The 15,770-nt window shown below is 61.4% G+C and carries 16 protein-coding genes; 9 read left to right on the forward strand and 7 right to left on the reverse strand.

Annotated features, from left to right (window positions below):
* Window positions 1-39 precede the first annotated feature (39 nt).
* From ACZ6WW_RS22085 to ACZ6WW_RS22100, 4 genes are all read left to right on the forward strand, one after another.
* Window positions 40-648, forward strand: coding sequence for a rhomboid family intramembrane serine protease (locus ACZ6WW_RS22085; protein WP_281852734.1), 609 nt, complete (start codon window positions 40-42; stop codon window positions 646-648).
* Between the two features lie 138 nt (window positions 649-786).
* Window positions 787-1,518 carry a histone H1-like repetitive region-containing protein gene (locus ACZ6WW_RS22090; protein WP_465276105.1) on the forward strand — a complete coding sequence of 244 codons (732 nt, stop codon included), beginning with the start codon at window positions 787-789 and terminating at the stop codon, window positions 1,516-1,518.
* Window positions 1,519-1,656: 138 nt separating this feature from the next.
* A complete protein-coding gene (locus ACZ6WW_RS22095) occupies window positions 1,657-2,052 on the forward strand; it encodes a hypothetical protein (protein ID WP_281852736.1) in 396 nt (131 codons plus the stop codon).
* Between the two features lie 71 nt (window positions 2,053-2,123).
* Entirely contained in the window at window positions 2,124-3,188 is a 1,065-nt protein-coding gene (locus ACZ6WW_RS22100; protein ID WP_465276106.1) for an aminopeptidase, read from the forward strand.
* Window positions 3,189-3,192: 4 nt separating this feature from the next.
* Here the strand turns inward: ACZ6WW_RS22100 and ACZ6WW_RS22105 are convergent, their stop codons facing one another.
* Window positions 3,193-4,005, reverse strand: coding sequence for a c-type cytochrome (locus ACZ6WW_RS22105; protein WP_465276107.1), 813 nt, complete (start codon window positions 4,003-4,005; stop codon window positions 3,193-3,195).
* Window positions 4,006-4,384: 379 nt separating this feature from the next.
* Here ACZ6WW_RS22105 and pncB point away from each other — a divergent pair, with 379 nt between their 5' ends.
* Complete coding sequence (gene pncB / locus ACZ6WW_RS22110) at window positions 4,385-5,572, forward strand: nicotinate phosphoribosyltransferase (RefSeq protein ID WP_465276108.1); 1,188 nt, start codon at window positions 4,385-4,387, stop codon at window positions 5,570-5,572.
* 184 nt (window positions 5,573-5,756) lie between these two features.
* On the opposite strand, the gene ACZ6WW_RS22115 is transcribed toward pncB, so the two are convergent.
* The 3 genes from ACZ6WW_RS22115 to ACZ6WW_RS22125 all read right to left on the reverse strand — a co-directional run bounded on the left by ACZ6WW_RS22115 (window position 5,757) and on the right by ACZ6WW_RS22125 (window position 8,343).
* Window positions 5,757-6,557: a MetQ/NlpA family ABC transporter substrate-binding protein gene (locus tag ACZ6WW_RS22115; RefSeq protein ID WP_465276109.1), complete on the reverse strand. Its 801-nt coding sequence runs from the start codon at window positions 6,555-6,557 to the stop codon at window positions 5,757-5,759.
* A gap of 86 nt (window positions 6,558-6,643) precedes the next feature.
* The gene (locus tag ACZ6WW_RS22120) at window positions 6,644-7,336 is read right to left on the reverse strand and encodes a methionine ABC transporter permease (RefSeq protein ID WP_465276110.1); all 693 of its coding nucleotides are present in this window, start codon (window positions 7,334-7,336) and stop codon (window positions 6,644-6,646) included.
* Entirely contained in the window at window positions 7,333-8,343 is a 1,011-nt protein-coding gene (locus ACZ6WW_RS22125) for a methionine ABC transporter ATP-binding protein (RefSeq protein ID WP_281852742.1), read from the reverse strand. Before ACZ6WW_RS22125 ends, ACZ6WW_RS22120 begins: the two co-directional genes overlap by 4 nt.
* Window positions 8,344-8,465: 122 nt before the next feature.
* Here ACZ6WW_RS22125 and ACZ6WW_RS22130 point away from each other — a divergent pair, with 122 nt between their 5' ends.
* On the forward strand, window positions 8,466-8,942 hold the full coding sequence (locus tag ACZ6WW_RS22130) for a glutathione peroxidase (protein WP_465276111.1): 477 nt from the start codon (window positions 8,466-8,468) through the stop codon (window positions 8,940-8,942).
* 75 nt (window positions 8,943-9,017) lie between these two features.
* Here the strand turns inward: ACZ6WW_RS22130 and dacB are convergent, their stop codons facing one another.
* Window positions 9,018-10,571, reverse strand: coding sequence for a D-alanyl-D-alanine carboxypeptidase/D-alanyl-D-alanine endopeptidase (dacB, locus tag ACZ6WW_RS22135; RefSeq protein WP_465276112.1), 1,554 nt, complete (start codon window positions 10,569-10,571; stop codon window positions 9,018-9,020).
* 124 nt (window positions 10,572-10,695) lie between these two features.
* Here dacB and ACZ6WW_RS22140 point away from each other — a divergent pair, with 124 nt between their 5' ends.
* Both ACZ6WW_RS22140 and ACZ6WW_RS22145 read left to right on the forward strand, forming a co-directional pair.
* On the forward strand, window positions 10,696-11,178 hold the full coding sequence (locus ACZ6WW_RS22140) for an FKBP-type peptidyl-prolyl cis-trans isomerase (RefSeq protein WP_465276113.1): 483 nt from the start codon (window positions 10,696-10,698) through the stop codon (window positions 11,176-11,178).
* A 79-nt stretch (window positions 11,179-11,257) separates the two neighbouring features.
* The gene (locus tag ACZ6WW_RS22145) at window positions 11,258-12,427 is read left to right on the forward strand and encodes an FAD-dependent oxidoreductase (RefSeq protein WP_465276114.1); all 1,170 of its coding nucleotides are present in this window, start codon (window positions 11,258-11,260) and stop codon (window positions 12,425-12,427) included.
* Between the two features lie 19 nt (window positions 12,428-12,446).
* Here the strand turns inward: ACZ6WW_RS22145 and ACZ6WW_RS22150 are convergent, their stop codons facing one another.
* Complete coding sequence (locus ACZ6WW_RS22150; RefSeq protein ID WP_465276115.1) at window positions 12,447-13,538, reverse strand: phospholipase A; 1,092 nt, start codon at window positions 13,536-13,538, stop codon at window positions 12,447-12,449.
* A gap of 136 nt (window positions 13,539-13,674) precedes the next feature.
* On the reverse strand, window positions 13,675-14,217 hold the full coding sequence (locus tag ACZ6WW_RS22155; protein WP_465276116.1) for a hypothetical protein: 543 nt from the start codon (window positions 14,215-14,217) through the stop codon (window positions 13,675-13,677).
* Window positions 14,218-14,344: 127 nt separating this feature from the next.
* On the opposite strand from ACZ6WW_RS22155, the gene ACZ6WW_RS22160 reads away from it, so the two are divergent.
* The gene (locus ACZ6WW_RS22160) at window positions 14,345-15,631 is read left to right on the forward strand and encodes a winged helix-turn-helix domain-containing protein (protein ID WP_465276117.1); all 1,287 of its coding nucleotides are present in this window, start codon (window positions 14,345-14,347) and stop codon (window positions 15,629-15,631) included.
* Window positions 15,632-15,770: the final 139 nt, after the last annotated feature.

Consider the following 15,770-nt stretch of genomic DNA (forward strand, 5'->3'; position numbering starts at 1 on the left):
CAATATGCCGCCTTTCGTCCAAACGTTATGGAAATCCGCATGCCGGTCACCCTGATCATTATCGCCATCACCTGCGTGGTGTCGTTCATGGCGTTCAACAACAGCCGCCTGATGAACGAGTTGATCCTGTGGCCGCCCGCGATCACGCGCCAGCGCGAGTACTACCGCCTGGTGACATACGGCGTTCTCCACGCCGATTTCGGCCACCTGCTGGTGAACATGCTCACGCTGTTCTTTTTTGGCCGGGTGATGGAGCAGTACTACACCCATACGTTGGGTACGTTCGGTTTTGCGCTGTTCTATCTTGGTGGGCTGATCGTCTCGATTCTGCCGACCTATCTGTCCAACCGCGGCAACGCCAACTATCGCAGCCTGGGGGCCTCAGGCGCCGTGTCCGCGGTGCTGTTCGCGTCCATTCTCTTTCAGCCCTGGGCAAAGATCCTTCTCTACTTTGCTCTTCCGATTCCGGCCATCCTGTACGCCGTGCTTTACGTGATTTATTCGGTCTACATGGACCGGCGCGGGCAGGGCAATATCAATCACAGCGCGCACCTGTGGGGAGCCGCTTACGGCGTGGCTTTTACGCTGATGGTGCAACCGGAACGACTGTCGATTTTCATCGATCAGCTGATGCGGCCGCGCTTTTGATGTAAAACATCACAGTGCGTTGCATCGGAGAGCGTAAGATTCGCTCATTCCGGATACATCTTGCCGGTGCTAATGCTCAGTCATCTGACGTAGAGGAGACACGTCGGAGCCTTTTGTTAACCGCAGGAGTAAAGACGCATGGCAACGACCCGCAAGTCTGCCGCGAAGAAGTCCGCGGCAAAAAAAGCAGCAAAAAAGGCCGTATCTCGTAAAAATACGGCTACGGTAAAAAAGCCCGCCAAGAAAGCAGCGGCCCGCAAGAGCCCGGTAAAGAAAGCCGCCGCGCGCAAGGCGCCAGCCAAGAAGGCAGCGGCAAAAAAGACCGTGGCAAAAAAGGCAGCGGCAAAGAAAGCCGCTCGCAAAGCGGTTAAGAAAACCGTAGCGCGTAAAGCTGCCGTCAAGAAATCCGTCGCGAAGAAAACCGTTGCACGCAAGGCGGTTGGCAAGAAGGCCGCCGTCAAGAAAGTCGCCGTAAAGAAGACGGTCACCAAGGCGACGCCGAGCAAGGCAGCCGTCACCAAGGTGCCTGTCGCGAAGAAAGCAGCGACCAGGAAGGCAGCACCGCCCAAGCCGGCTGTCGTAAAGCAGCCCGCGCCGAAGCCTGCAAAGCCCAAGCCCGCTGCCGAAGCCCAGGCCGAGCCGGTCAAGCACATCAGTCCGGAAGAGGCGGTAGCGCATATCCAGGCGCTGCTCGTCGCCAAACAAGAGCGCGTACGTCAGGGGCCCAACTGGCCTGGTGCCGATCAGCAAGCCCATCCCACGGAAGAAAGTCATCCGCCGCAAAACGGTGGCGATACCTCCGCGCAGGATTCGGGGCTTGGCCAACCCGTGCATCTGCAAGGCGATCTCAATCGTCGCAGCAAGATTTAGCGTGCGCATGGCCGTCAGCTAAATGGCCGTGTCTATATGGCCGGCGGGTAAATGCCCGCCGGCTTGTTTTTGTCCGGCTCAGTACCCATTCAACGGGATGGACTTAGCGTGATGTCGTAGCGACCGGGAGGTCCTTGTATGAAACGCTTACTAGCCGGATTGATGCTTGGTGGTGCCGTCGCAACGCTTTCGGGCTGTTACTACGACCCTGGTTACAGCTACGTGCGCAGCAGCGCTTACGTAGGCGACGCGTATTACGGATCGGGCAGCACGGTGGTCTACGACGACGCCTATTACGGCGGCGTGCCGGGCTATTGGTATCCGGGTTACGGCTACGGTTATGGCTACGCGCCGGGTATCAATGTCTGGTATGGGCGCGGTTATTACGGTCGCGGCTACTGGGGCGGCCGCGGTTACTACGGTCATGGCGGTTACTACGGCCACGGTGGCTACCATGGTCGCCCCGGCGGCGGTGGGCATTGGAGTGGCGGCCATGGCGGCTGGCATGGCGGTGGTGGCGGCCACGGGCGCTAAGTAACAGGCACAATGGCGGCATGTCGACGCGATATCGCATGCCAACCGGGTTGTCCCGTATCGCAAGGCTCGTGGTGTTATCCGCCGCGGGCCTTTTGTTTGTCGGTTGCCAGACGCTCGGTTACTACGCGCACATCGCGCGTGGACAGTCGGCCCTGGTGCTGGATCGCAGGCCGGTTGCCAAGCTGCTTGGCGACCCGCAGATCGATCCCAAGCTGAAAGCGCGGCTTGCGCTATCCCAACAGGCCCGGCGATTTGCGTCGAGCCAACTGGGTCTGCCGGACAATCGCAGCTATACCGGCTATGTCGCGCTGGATCGTCCCTACGTGGTGTGGAACGTGTTCGCGACGCCGCCGTATTCGGTCGACGCCGTGCGGCAGTGCTTTCCTTTTGCCGGCTGCGTGCCGTATCGGGGCTATTTCGCCGAGGCGAAGGCCAAGCAACGGGCGCAGCAGCTCAAAGCCGACGGCGATGATGTCTGGGTCGGTGGTGTGGCGGCGTATTCGACCCTGGGCTGGTTCGCCGATCCGATCCTCAGCAGCATGTTGCGCTGGGACGATGACGAACTGGCCAGCACGATTTTTCATGAGCTGGCCCACCAGCTGATCTACGTCAAAGGCGACAGTGCCTTTAACGAATCTTTCGCAAGTTTCGTTCAAGACGAGGGCTTGAGGCAGTGGCGTCAATCACGCGGTCTGCCTCCGCAGAAAGGGCGCAGCGAAGCGATGGACGATGGCTTCACCCAACTGGTTCTCGACCTGCGCGATCGATTGCGCAAGGCGTATGCGCAAGGCGGCGATGAGGCAACTCTGGCTGCGGCAAAACAGCGCGAGATCGATGCCTTTCGCCAGCGCTATGCGCAATGGCGGGATCATGACTGGCCGGGCCAACATGGCTACGACGCCTGGGTAGCCGCGCCGATCAACAATGCGCGGCTGCTGCCGTTCGGCATCTACGATCATTGGCTGCCTGCGTTCACCGAGCTGTTTCATCGCAGCGAGTCGCAATGGCCAGCGTTTTACACGGCGGTGCGCACGCTTGCGCAACAGCCGTTCAAGCAGCGCAACGAATCGTTGCAGACATTGCTGGATGCAGCCAAAAAGGAGCCGCCGGCGCAGGCGGCTGCCGCACCTTGAAGGCTTAAGGCGACGCTTTCCGGCCCGCCATATGCCGCAAATAGGCCAGCAGGTCGTCCAAGTCCTGATCCGATAGCGAGTCGCGCGAGAAGCCGGGCATCTTTGCCTCAGGCCAATGACGCAGCGATTGCGGGTCGCGCACGTAAGCGCGCAGCAGGTCGGCACGGATGTATTCGGTCGGGTTATGCGGAATGTTCAGATCGGGGCCGAGTTTGGCGTCGCCGCTGCCGTTGAGCGTATGGCAGGCCAGGCAGGTGCGCTGAAATACCGCATAGCCACGGCGAATCGGGCTGTCAGCGGGCAGGGCGGAGTCAGGCCGCATGGCGGGAAAGCGCTGGGAGACATCGGCCAGCTTGCGGATCGAGGCGACCTGGTAGGGCCATTGTTCCTGGCCGATGTGCGCCGCCTGCGGGTGCGTCCAGACGATGTAGAAAGGGCCGGCGCTGGGCTTTCCCGGACCCAGTGCGGGCCAGGGTTGGGTCGGGGATTCGACGGCCAGCCAGGCCTCGCTGCCGTGTTCGTCCAGCAACAGAGAGGCCGGAATCTCCGCCGCGAAGCCGTCGCTGGCGACAAATTGCAGATGGTCTTCGGGGCCGATGCCGCTAAGCAGGGCGCGCAGGGGAATGGCCCGATAGTGCATGGAGCGCTTGTAGGCGACGTCGCTGGGGATATCGATCGTGCGCAGGTCCTGGCGCGCGATCAGCTGAGCGGTCTGGTAGGTCTGCGGTGCGCCCTGGCCGAGATCGATCTTGAGTTCCGCGGCCGAGGCGCCGAGGCCTAACCATCCCAAACAAAAACCAAACAAAACGCGACGCATGGATATCTCCTTTCCCATGGTGATCATTGTAGCGATGTGGCGAAAGCGCTCGGTCGCTTGAAAAATATCTGGCTGGCCCAATTAACCGACGAGAGCGATGGCGCATGTCCTCGATGAACGATTGTTCATGTAGGTGCCCTTGAACTTTTCCAAGGGAACGCCATCTAAGTTTCATGATCGCCGTGATGGCGACCCGAAGTGACCTGGCTAGATCGGTCACTGAGGGGCTGGATCTATCCTTCCCCAAGGATCCCGGCCCGACAAACCCCGGCGGCCCCTCCCCTGGCCCCCGGGGTTTTTTTTGCCCGGCGTTTGCGTCTGCTCGCTTAGACGGGGACTTCCAGCTCATAATCGTTCGTCCTGTGCGCCAGAGTTTCCGATGATCATCAGCTCGTTGCTCGATACCGACCTGTACAAGTTTTCGATGATGCAGGTGGTGTTGCATCACTATCCGGCGGCGCAGGTCGAGTACCGTTTCAAGTGCCGCAACCCCGGCGTGGACCTGGTGCCGTATATCGAAGAAATCCGCGCCGAGCTGGAGGCGCTGTGCAGCCTGCGTTTCACCAACGACGAGCTGGACTACCTGCGTAGCTGGCGCTTTATCAAGAGCGACTTCGTCGACTTTCTCGCGCTGTTTCACCTCAATGCGAAATATGTGCAGATCGAGCCTTCGGCGGCGGCCAACGGCGAGATCGAGATCCGTATCGTCGGCCCCTGGCTGCACACGATCCTGTTCGAAGTGCCGCTGCTGGCGATCGTCAACGAGGTGTATTTTCGCAATACGCAGCCGAAGCTCGATCTGGCGGAGGGACGTCGCCGCTTGCGCGACAAGATTGCGCTGCTGCGCGATACCGCCGATTACAGCGGTTGCCGGATCGCCGATTACGGCACGCGCCGGCGTTTCTCGCGCACCTGGCAGGAAGAGGTCGTTACCGCGTTGCGCGACGGGCTCGGCGAGCAGCTGACCGGCACCAGCAACGTGTGGCTGGCGCGTCAGCTCGATCTGCGCCCGCTAGGTACGCTGGCACATGAGTATCTGCAGGCGCATCAGGCGCTGGGGCCGCGGCTGCGCGATTCGCAGGTGGCCGCACTGGAGACCTGGGCCAAGGAATATCGCGGCGACCTGGGCATTGCGCTGTCGGACGTCTATGGACTCAGTGCCTTCCTGCGCGATTTCGATATGTACTTCTGCAAGCTGTTCGACGGTACGCGCCACGATTCGGGCGATCCGTTCGAATGGGGCGAGCGTGTGCTGGCGCACTACCGTGCCAATCGTGTCGATCCGAGCAGCAAGGTGCTGGTCTTCAGCGATGGCCTGGATATTCCCAAGGTGATGCAGCTGTACGCGCATTTCCGCGGCCGCTGCCAACTCGCATTCGGCGTGGGCACCAACCTCACCAACGACGTCGGCCCAACGCCGCTCAACATCGTGATCAAGATGGTTCGCTGCAACGGCCAGCCGGTGGCGAAGCTGAGCGATTCGCCGGGCAAGAACATGTGCGATGACACCGCTTACGTGGCGTATCTGCGGCAGGTGTTTGATATTCCGGTGTTGGCTGGGGAGTAGGGGCCGTCGCGATAACCAGGTGCCGCGCTACTGGATTCCGGCCTGCGCCGGAATGACGACTAGGTAAGGGAGCGCCTGGTTTCAGAGGCTCGGCACGATTCCTTGCCTTTTCCTACTCGTCATTCCGGCGCAGGCCGGAATCCAGTGGCGTTGAGCTTCGACTTTCGCGATAACACCCGGAACCTCAGAAGGCAGGCAGCACCGCACCGTGATACTGCTGCTCGATATAAGCCTTGATCTCCGGGCTGGTCAGCGCCTTGGCCAGCGCCTGCACGCGCGGATCGTCCTTGTTATCGGCGCGACTCACCAGGACATTCACATAGGGCGAATCCTTGTCCTCGATCAGCAACGCGTCCTTGGTGGGGTTGAGCCCGGCAGCCAGGGCGTAGTTGGTATTGATCAACGCAAGGTCGACCTCGTCGAGGGTGCGCGGCAGGATCGCCGCTTCGAGCTCACGGAACTTCAGATTCTTCGGATTGGCCACGATGTCCTTGGGCGTGGATATCGGGCTGGTCGGATCCTTCAAGGTGATCAGGCCATGCTTGGCGATCAGCAGCAAGGCACGGCCGCCGTTGCTGGGATCGTTTGGCAGGCTGACCGTGGCGCCATCGGCTAGTTGGTCGAGCGATTTGATCTTGCGCGAGTACGCGCCGAAGGGCTCGATGTGCACGCCGGTCACGACGGTCAGGTTGGTGCTGTGCTGCTTGTTGAACTCATCCAGATAGGGCTTGCTCTGGAAGTAGTTCGCATCGACGGTCTTTTCCAGCACCTGGGTATTGGGCTGCACGTAGTCGGCAAATACCTTGATATCCAGCTCGATGCCTTCCTTCGCCAGGATCGGCTTCACCTGCTTGAGGATTTCAGCGTGCGGAACCGCGGTGGCAGCGACCGTCAGCGTCTTGCTATCGGCATTACCGCCGCCGGAACCTGACGAGCAGCCGACCAGCAGGAGCAAGGCGGCGAGGGGAGCGAGAAGCTTGGTCATGGAATGTAAGCCTTTTGTGCGTTGCACAAGAATAGCCGTCTATACCGCCGATGGCAAAGAACTTAGCGGGTGTTCGATATGCATTTTCAGCGTTGGCTGAAATGGGCCACCACGCGGTCGCCGATCATCTGCAGCAGTTGCACCAACACGATCAGCAGAAACACCGTCACGACCATGTAATCGGATTTGTAGCTGAGATAGCCATAGCGATAGGCCAGGTCGCCCAGGCCGCCCGCACCGATGGCGCCGCCCATCGCGGTATAGGCGACCAGGGCGATCGCGGTGACCGTGACACCGGCGATGATGCCGGGACGAGCCTCTGGCAGCAGTACATGGCGCACGATCTGCCAGGTGGTGGCGCCCATGGCCTGGCTTGCCTCGATCACGCCGCGCTCGACTTCGCGCAAGGCAGTTTCCACCAGGCGCGCGAAGAACGGCGCCGCGCCGATCACCAGGGGCGGGATCGCGCCACGGATGCCCAGTTTGGTGCCGACCAGAATATGGGTCAGCGGCATCAGCACGATCATCAGGATGATGAAGGGAATCGAACGCAGGATATTCACGACCAGGGACAGCAGCCCATAGAACTTCGGCATCTCGCGTATCTGGCCCTTGCCGGTGAGGTAGAGCAGCACACCGAGCGGCAAGCCGATCAGCACGGTCAGCGCAAGCGAGCCGCCGAGCATCAGCAGCGTATCGATGCAGGCATGGCCGAGTTCGCCCCAGTCGTCGATATTTGGGAACAGTTGATGCAACGGCGTAGCGAAAGCGAATGTCATCGAGCGATTTCCTCTACGTCGATACCGGCGGCACGCAATGAACTCAAAGCCTGATCGACGCCCGCGCCCTGCATGGCGAGCGTGAGTTGGCCATAAGGCAGGTCCTTGATGCGATCGATGCGCCCGGCCAGGATATTGAAATCCACACCGGTCTCGCGGGTGACGCGCCCCAGCGTGGGCGACCAGGTCGCTTCGCCGCGAAACGACAGGCGCAGGATGCGTCCGGGGACCTGGGCGTAGATCGATTTTCCGCCGGCCGCTTCCTCGGGCAGCGCTTCATCGACGAAGCGCCGGGTGGTGTCGTGTTGTGGGTGCAGGAACACATCGGCGACGTTGCCGTGCTCGACGATGCGTCCGCCATCGAGGACGGCGACGCGGTCGCATACCCGTCGTACCACGTCCATTTCGTGGGTAATCAGCACGATGGTCAGTTTCAGCTCGCGATTGATCTGCGCCAGCAGTTCGAGCACGGATGCGGTGGTTTGCGGATCGAGTGCGCTGGTGGCTTCGTCACACAGCAGGATCGATGGATGGTTGGCCAGGGCTCGGGCGATACCCACGCGCTGCTTCTGTCCGCCGGAGAGCTGAGAAGGGTATTTGTCCGCATGTGCAGTCAGGCCGACACGTTCGAGCAACTCGTCGACCCGGCGGCGGATCGCGCCCGGGTCGCGTTCGCCGGCCAGACGCATCGGGAAGGCGATATTGTCCGCTACCGTCTGCGAGGACAGCAGGTTGAAGTGCTGGAAAATCATGCCGATGTGACGACGCTGAGCCCGTAACGCGGCATCGTCCAGGGCAGTCAGCTCCACGTCCCCGATCAGGATCCGGCCGCCGCTGGGGCGTTCGAGCAGGTTGATCAGCCGTATAAGCGTCGATTTACCGGCGCCGGAGTGACCGATGATGCCAAAGACCTCGCCGTCGGCGATGTCCAGGCTAAACGGCTGCAATGCGGGAATGTCCTTGCCGTCGACGCGATAGGACTTGTGAACATCGACAAAGCGGATCACGGCAGGCCTGAAAAGGAAGTGGTCGGGGCGGCATTATGCCAGTCGGCGAGTTAGGAGGCTTGTCGGCGCAGGGTGGGCGGGACTGGCGTAAACTGCGGCTTCTTTACCGGAGCCCAAGAGCCATGACTTCCGTTTACGACTTTTCCGCGCGTGATATCGACGGTAACGAGCGCTCACTCGCCGAATGGCGCGGCAAGACCCTGTTGATCGTCAATGTCGCCTCCAAGTGCGGTTTTACACCGCAGTACAAAGGCCTGGAGGAGCTGTGGCGCCAATACGGCGGCCAGGGCGTGGCGGTGCTGGGCTTCCCTTGCGACCAGTTCGGTCACCAGGAGCCGGGTAACGAGGACGAGATCAAGAACTTTTGCTCCACCAGCTACGACGTCAGCTTTCCGATGTTCGCCAAGATCGAGGTCAATGGCGACAGCGCCCATCCGCTTTATCAGTGGCTGAAGAAAGAGGGCAAGGGCATCCTGGGCAGCGAAGGGATCAAGTGGAACTTCACCAAGTTCCTGGTCGATGGTGAAGGGCAGGTGGTGAAGCGCTACGCGCCGACGGATACGCCGGAGAAGATTGCGCGGGATCTTAAGCTCGGGTAGTGATTTAGAGCGAGGAGTGAGTGGAGAGGAGTGAGAGAGGAGCATGGAGGTCGGCTCTTACTCACTCCTCTCGACTCACTCCTCGCTTCGCCTTGCTCCGGCAAGCATCACCGCAATCGCATCCACATCCCGGCTGGCACTCGGCGCTCCTTCCGGCGGCTCGTAATTGTTGAGCATGATGGCGAAGGCCACGCGTTCGCCGGAGGCAGCGGTGACATAGCCGGCCAGGCAGTGCACCAGGCTCATGCTGCCGGTCTTGGCGCGCACATTGTTTTCCGCGGCTGTCTTGCGCATCCGCCATTGCAAGGTACCGTCCACGCCAGCCAGCGGCACGGCGTCGTAGACCACCTTGGCATAGGGTTGCGCGGCAAGAAAGCTGAGCACGCGCGTCATGGTTTCGGGTGTGGCCAGGTCGCGCCTCGACAGCCCGGAGCCTTCTTCGATCAGACTGGCCCGTGCCGGCACGCCGATGCGATCGAGCAGGTTGCGCAGGGCGCGGATACCCCAGGCTTCGGTGGTGATAAAGCCGGTCGGTGGTGAAGGCTGCTGCATGGCATCGGCCTGTGCCTTGGCGCCAGCGACGAGCAGCAAATTCTGCATATACAGATTCTGCGAGCGCTTAAGGCCCTGATGCAGAATGTCCGCAACGGTAGGCGACAGCACTTGTGCAAGCACCACGGTATCGTTGCGATACGCGGCGTCGCTTTGTGGCCAGTGCACGGTGCGCAATACACCATCGACATGTACACCGTGACGTGCGAGTGCATCGAGCAGACGTTGGCCGGCGACACGCGCGGGATCGACCATCGCCAGCTTGTAATTGAGCATCGGCGAGCCCGCGGCAATGCTGCCGAACACGTGCAACGTATTCCCACCTGGCGCGCGATAGAGATTGATGTCGTTGCGCGTATGCGCCGCGCCGGTTGTCATGTCGTTGGCGAGCGAGGGGGCGGCATCGGTCGGGTCGAATGCGACCTGGGCGGGTCGGTCGGCGCCGCGGCCCGGGCTGATCGTGATGCCGACCAGATTGTCGTCCACGCTCAGTGCCGAGGTAGGCATGCCGAACCAGCTTTGCAGATCGATCGCTTCCCAGCCCGAACCCATCGACGGTGTCTGAAAATACGTATCGTCGGCGATGAGGTCGCCGGTCACCTTGCGCAAACCGCGCGCGGCCAGCTGTGCCGCCAGCTGATCGGCCCAGTCGGCGGTGCTGGCATCGGCGCCCAGGGTCGGGTCGCCCATCCCGTAGAGCAGCAGCGGGCCATCCAGCTTGCCGGCCTGGATATCGTCCTTGGCCAGCACCTGCGTGGGAATGCGGTAATCGGGCCCCAGGCTGCTCAAGGCCAGCGCGGTGGTGAACAGCTTGGTCGTCGATGCGGGTTGGAACAACTGGTCGGCGTGATGCACATACAACATGCGACCGCTGTCGAGCGAGACCACGGCGATGCCCCAGTTGGCCGCGGCAAAGCGGGGCTGGGCGATGAAGGTGTCGATCTGGACGCCCAAGGGTACGGTGGCGCTGCCTTCCGGTTGATCGGCGAAGGCGGGCGCGATCCATGCCAGGGCAGGCAGGATGCCGAGCAAAAGGGCGGCGAAACGGCGGCGCCCGAGGCCTCTGAGCGAAATCATGACGGGAGTATTCCAGATCGGCCGGGGGCCTGCATGACCGGTCCTGCACATGGGGGTCTGTTACGCTTAGCGTTCGCGTCGGCTCGGATGGGCCGGCACCACCAAAGATATGAACGAGAACATCATGCAGATTGCCCCCCATAGTGTCGTTTCTTTCCACTACACGCTGACCGATGACCAGGGTCAGGTCGTCGACAGCTCGGACGGCCGCGAGCCGCTCACCTATCTGCAGGGCGGCGGCCAGATCGTGCCGGGCCTGGAGAAGGCGATGGAGGGTCGTCAGGCCGGTGACCAGTTCAAGGTCGACGTGCCCGCCGCCGAAGGCTATGGCGAGCGTCACGAGGAACTGGTGCAGGAAGTGCCGCGCGAAGCATTCCAGGGCGTGGCCGATATCCAGCCCGGCATGCAGTTCCAGGGACGTGGCCCACAGGGCGTCATCAATGTCACCGTGACCGCCGTCGACGGCGAAACCGTGCATATCGACGGCAACCATCCGTTAGCCGGCCAGACCCTGCATTTCGCGATCGAAGTGACCAGCGTGCGCGAGTCTTCCCAGGAAGAGCGCGAGCATGGTCACGTGCATGGCGAAGGCGGCCATCATCACTAAGCTTTAGTGCCTGGTGCTTGAAAGACGCCCGGCCGTGCGCCGGGCGTTCTCTATCTGAGGGGATTGAATGCAGGGACGCATGCGTATCGCCATCGTCGGGTATGGCACGGCCGGTCAGGCCGCCGCGCTTTTCCTGAGCGCGCAAGGTCATCGCCTCAGTATTTTCGAACAGGCACCCGTGCTGGGGCCGGTCGGTGCGGGCTTCTTGCTGCAGCCGACCGGATTAGGCGTGCTCGATCGGCTGGGCTTGAGCAAGCCGATACTCGAACGGGGCCAGCGCATCGAGCGCCTCTACGGGGCAACGCCGAACGGCCGCAGCGTGATGGACATGAGCTATCGGGACCATGCGCCCGATTGCTTTGGCCTCGGGCTGACGCGTGGCAGCCTGTTCGGTGTACTGCACGATGCCTATGCCGACGCGTTCGACATTGCTGTCGGTACGCGCATCGAGGCCATCGAAAACGGGGATACGCTCCGTGATAACGAGGGACGCAAGCATGGCCCGTTCGATCTCATCGTGGTTGCCGATGGCGCCCACTCGCGTTTGCGCGGGCATCACCCGAACAACATAAAGCGACAGAAGCTCTATCCATGGGGCGCCTTGTGGTGCCTGCTTCCAGCCGAATCCTGGGCCTATCCCGATCAATTGCAGCAGCGCTACGCGGGTACACGCGAAATGATCGGCATGCTGCCGGTCGGGCAACGTACGGAGCATGCAGGGCGCTGGTTGACGTTCTATTTCAGTATGCCCGGCGAGCAGCTCGATCACTTCGACGCGGTCGCACTGGCGCAGTTGCGAGAGCGCGTAGCGGCACTTTGGCCTGAGGTCGAGCCCTTGCTGGCGACGATTGCGGCGCCTGAGCAGATGCATCGCGCCCGCTATCGCGATGTATTACTGCGCGAGCCGGCGCAAGGAAAGGTCGTGTATATCGGCGATGCCGCGCATGCGATGAGCCCGCAGTTGGGCCAGGGCGTGAACATGGCTTTGCTCGATGCCGAAACCTTGGCCGATGCGTTGGCGCAATCGCCAAGCACTGATGACGCGCTGATGGCGTATCGCGATCGTCGTCGCGCGCATCTGGCGATCTACCAGCGCCTGAGTCGCTGGCTGACACCGTGGTTTCAGTCCGAGCGCAACAGCCTGGCCGGGTTGCGCGATCTCGGTTTCGGTCCGCTGGGAAGGTTCTCGCTGACACGCGGGCACATGCTGCGCATCCTTACGGGAACCAAACAGAGCTGGTGGCACTGACTCGCCACCAGCCCCGCACTCAATACCAATCCAGCAACGACACGCCGATGCCCAGGTAGGTGGCATTGTGGTTGTAGTCGATCAGGCTTTCGCCGTAACCCTTGAACAGTTCCGTATAGCCACGCAGGTTGCCGATCAGCGGGAAGCTCCAGGTGAACTGCCCGGCGCCGTGGCTGCGACTGCCGCCGCGTAGCGAGTGGCGCAGCATCAGGCCGAACTCCTGGCCATTCCATTCGTGGATGATCTGCATGTCCATGCGGCCCATGTAGTCGCTGATATTGGGGTTATCGTCGGTCTTGCTGTCCTCGGGAACACGCCACCACGGGCGGAACATCACCACCCAGTCGTCGCGCTCGAAACCGAAGTTGGCGATCACCCGATTCCAGCTGCGCGACAGCGGGTTGGATCGGCCGTTCGATTGGTGATTGAACCCGATGCCCGCCAAACGCCCATCCCAACCCAGCACCGAGTAATCGGTGTTGAACATCAACATGGCTTCGGGTTCGTAGTTGGTTTCGCGGAAGGGTCGCGAGATCTGCGAGTTGTAGACCTGCCAGCGCGAGGATTGCGTATAGCCCACCCACAGGTCGCCGTTCTCGCCGAAGATGTTCTGCCAGACCTTGGTCTTCAGGCTGAGCTGAAACTTCGCTTCGACATTCTGCAATTGTTGTGGCGAGGTGACGTTGTTATCCGGGTTGGGACTGCTGGGCTGGTCGTTCTGGTTGCTGGTGGCAAAGACCGGCATCACATAGACCGGCTTGTAGCCGCGGATATTGAATGTACCCAGCTTGCTGTCAGGCGATAACTCCCAGCGCGAGTCGAGCAAGGAAAGTGGCTTGGACACTTCGCTGTTGCCGCTCGCTGCCACTGTTTTGTGGTCGCTGCGGTCCTTGGCGAAGATGCTCGGTATCTCGGTACCTTCGTCCTTGCGCTTTTGCGCGGCCGGTAGATTGTCTCGGCCGGTGGCATGGTCATAGCAGGCCAATCGCTGTGCATCGCTTTCGATGCCGGTGCAGGCACGGATATCGAGCGGATTGGGGTTTTGGGCGTGGGCGGTATGCATCGCACAGGCGAGTATCCCCGCCGATACGATGGCAGTCGTTCGCTTCATCAGCTGCTGCTCCTTGAATCCCCTTAAGGGCGCGAAGCCTGGAGTCTAACGCGTCGCAGGCTGGGCTCACAAAGAAAGCGCCGGTATGGCCGGCGCTTTCTGTGCAGCTCATCGCATCCATCGAATCAGGCATGCATCAAGACTTCTTGACCCAGGCTTCGTATTCGCTCTTGCTGATACGGCCGTCATGATTGCGGTCGGCGTATTTGAAGTCATTGGCCAGCAGCGGATAAGCCGATGCCTGAGATTCGGAGATCGACTTGCCGCCATTGGCGAGCTGCTCGAAGCTCGGTGCCGGCCCCGATGTTACCGGTGGCATGGACGAATTCACCCTTGCCGGTTGACCCTTGTCGGTGATCGTCTGCGTGGTGGATTGGCCCGGTTGCGGGGGAGGCGGCGGTGGCGGCTGCATCTGCTGCTGATCGCCCGAACTCGGCGGGGGAGGAGGTGGAGTTGCCTGCGTCTCCATCTGCTGCGGATCGGTCGACCCCGGCGGAGGAGGAGGTGGTGTGACCGATTGACCCTGCGGCGGCGGAGGCGGCGGCATCAGCGGTTGAGATTGCGGCTGTGGTGGTGTCGGCGGCTGTTGCGGCATGGATTGATCTTGTGCCCACAACGTTCCGGCAAACTGCAGCGAGCCGATCGCCAGAGCCGATAAGAGCATCTTTGAATGTTTCATCGTCGTCGCTCCGTGCCAGAATGCTGGCCTGTGAACTGGAGAGTTCATGCTGACGGATCGGAAGTGCATGCGACGTGTCCTCGGCAGCGCTGGATAAACGCAAGCTCAACAAACGCATCGAGGCCACGTGAAGTCATCGTTATCGTTGCATCAGCCTTCAGCGAATTCGTTTCCTGGTTTGAGCATTCAACAGGCACGTTGCCTGCAACTTGTCGCGCAGGGCCTGCTTAAACCGTTGGCAAAGCGCACACGGCGCGAGGACGTGGTGGCTGCGATCGAACGCATGCGCCTTTTGCAGATCGACAGCATTCATGTGATTGCACGCAGCCCATACATGGTGCTGCATTCGCGCCTGGGGGCCTACGATCCACTGTGGCTTGACGATGCGCTCGAGCAAGGGCGCATCGTGGAGTGTTGGGCGCACGAAGCCTGTTTCGTGCCCGCATCCGATATCGCCTTGCATCGCGACTGGCGCTCACAGCGTGGCATGCATTGGGCATACAAGAATGCAGAGCGCATGCAGCGCGAGCATCGTGCGGGCATGGACGACGTGCTGGCACATATCCGTGCCAACGGTGCCGTTCGTACCGCTGACTTCACCGAAGGCGAGCGTCCGAGCGGCGCGTCCGGCTGGTGGTCGTGGAAGCCGGAGAAGCGCTGGCTGGAAGCATGGTTTGCGTTGGGCGAATTGATGGTGACGCGGCGGGAGCGATTTCAGCGCGTCTACGATCTGGCCGAACGCGTGCTCGAAAAACTCGATCCGCCATTCGATGCCACGGTGGCGGCGCTGGATCATCCCAGTTTGCGTCGACGCTTTATTCTCGACGCGGTGCGCGCGCTGGGTGTCACTCAGGCGCGCTGGATTGCCGATTACTATCGTCTGAAACCCGCGGTGACCGAGCGGGAGTTGGCGCCGCTGTGTGCCGAAGGCGAGCTTATCGAGGTTCGTGTCGATGGCTGGTCGGTAGCCGGATATGTCCATCGCGACCACGCTTCATCGCTTGCGCAAGCTGCCCGCGGCAGATTGCGTGCAAGCCACACGGCCTTGTTGTCGCCGTTCGATCCGCTGGTTTGGGATCGTGCGCGTGCCTTGGCGATGTTCGACTTCGAGTACACGATCGAGTGCTATACGCCGCCGGCCAAGCGCAAGTACGGTTATTACGTCTTGCCGATCCTGCACCGGGGCAAGCTGATCGGGCGCCTGGATGCGAAGGCGCACCGTGCCGATGAAGTATTCGAGATCAAGGTGCTTTATCTCGAACCTGGTGTCGAGGTGGACGAGCGTCTGGTCGACGAACTGGCTGAAGCCATCCAGCTGACGGCGCGATGGCATGCGACGCCCAACGTGCGCATCGCCCGTTCGCGGCCGGCTGGCTTTGCTGCGGTGTTGCGTCGACGTTTGGCTGGAGCTTGAGAGACTAAAAACCCCCTCACTCCAACCCTCTCCCCCGGCATAGCTGTATGGACCGGAGACATAGGTAACAGGTGTTCGGGGACATGGGTTACACCTCGCCGAGGTCGAAGCGAGGTGTCCCATGCCCTGGAACGCGAGG

It is taken from the genome of Dyella sp. NPDC103356 (assembly GCF_055584465.1).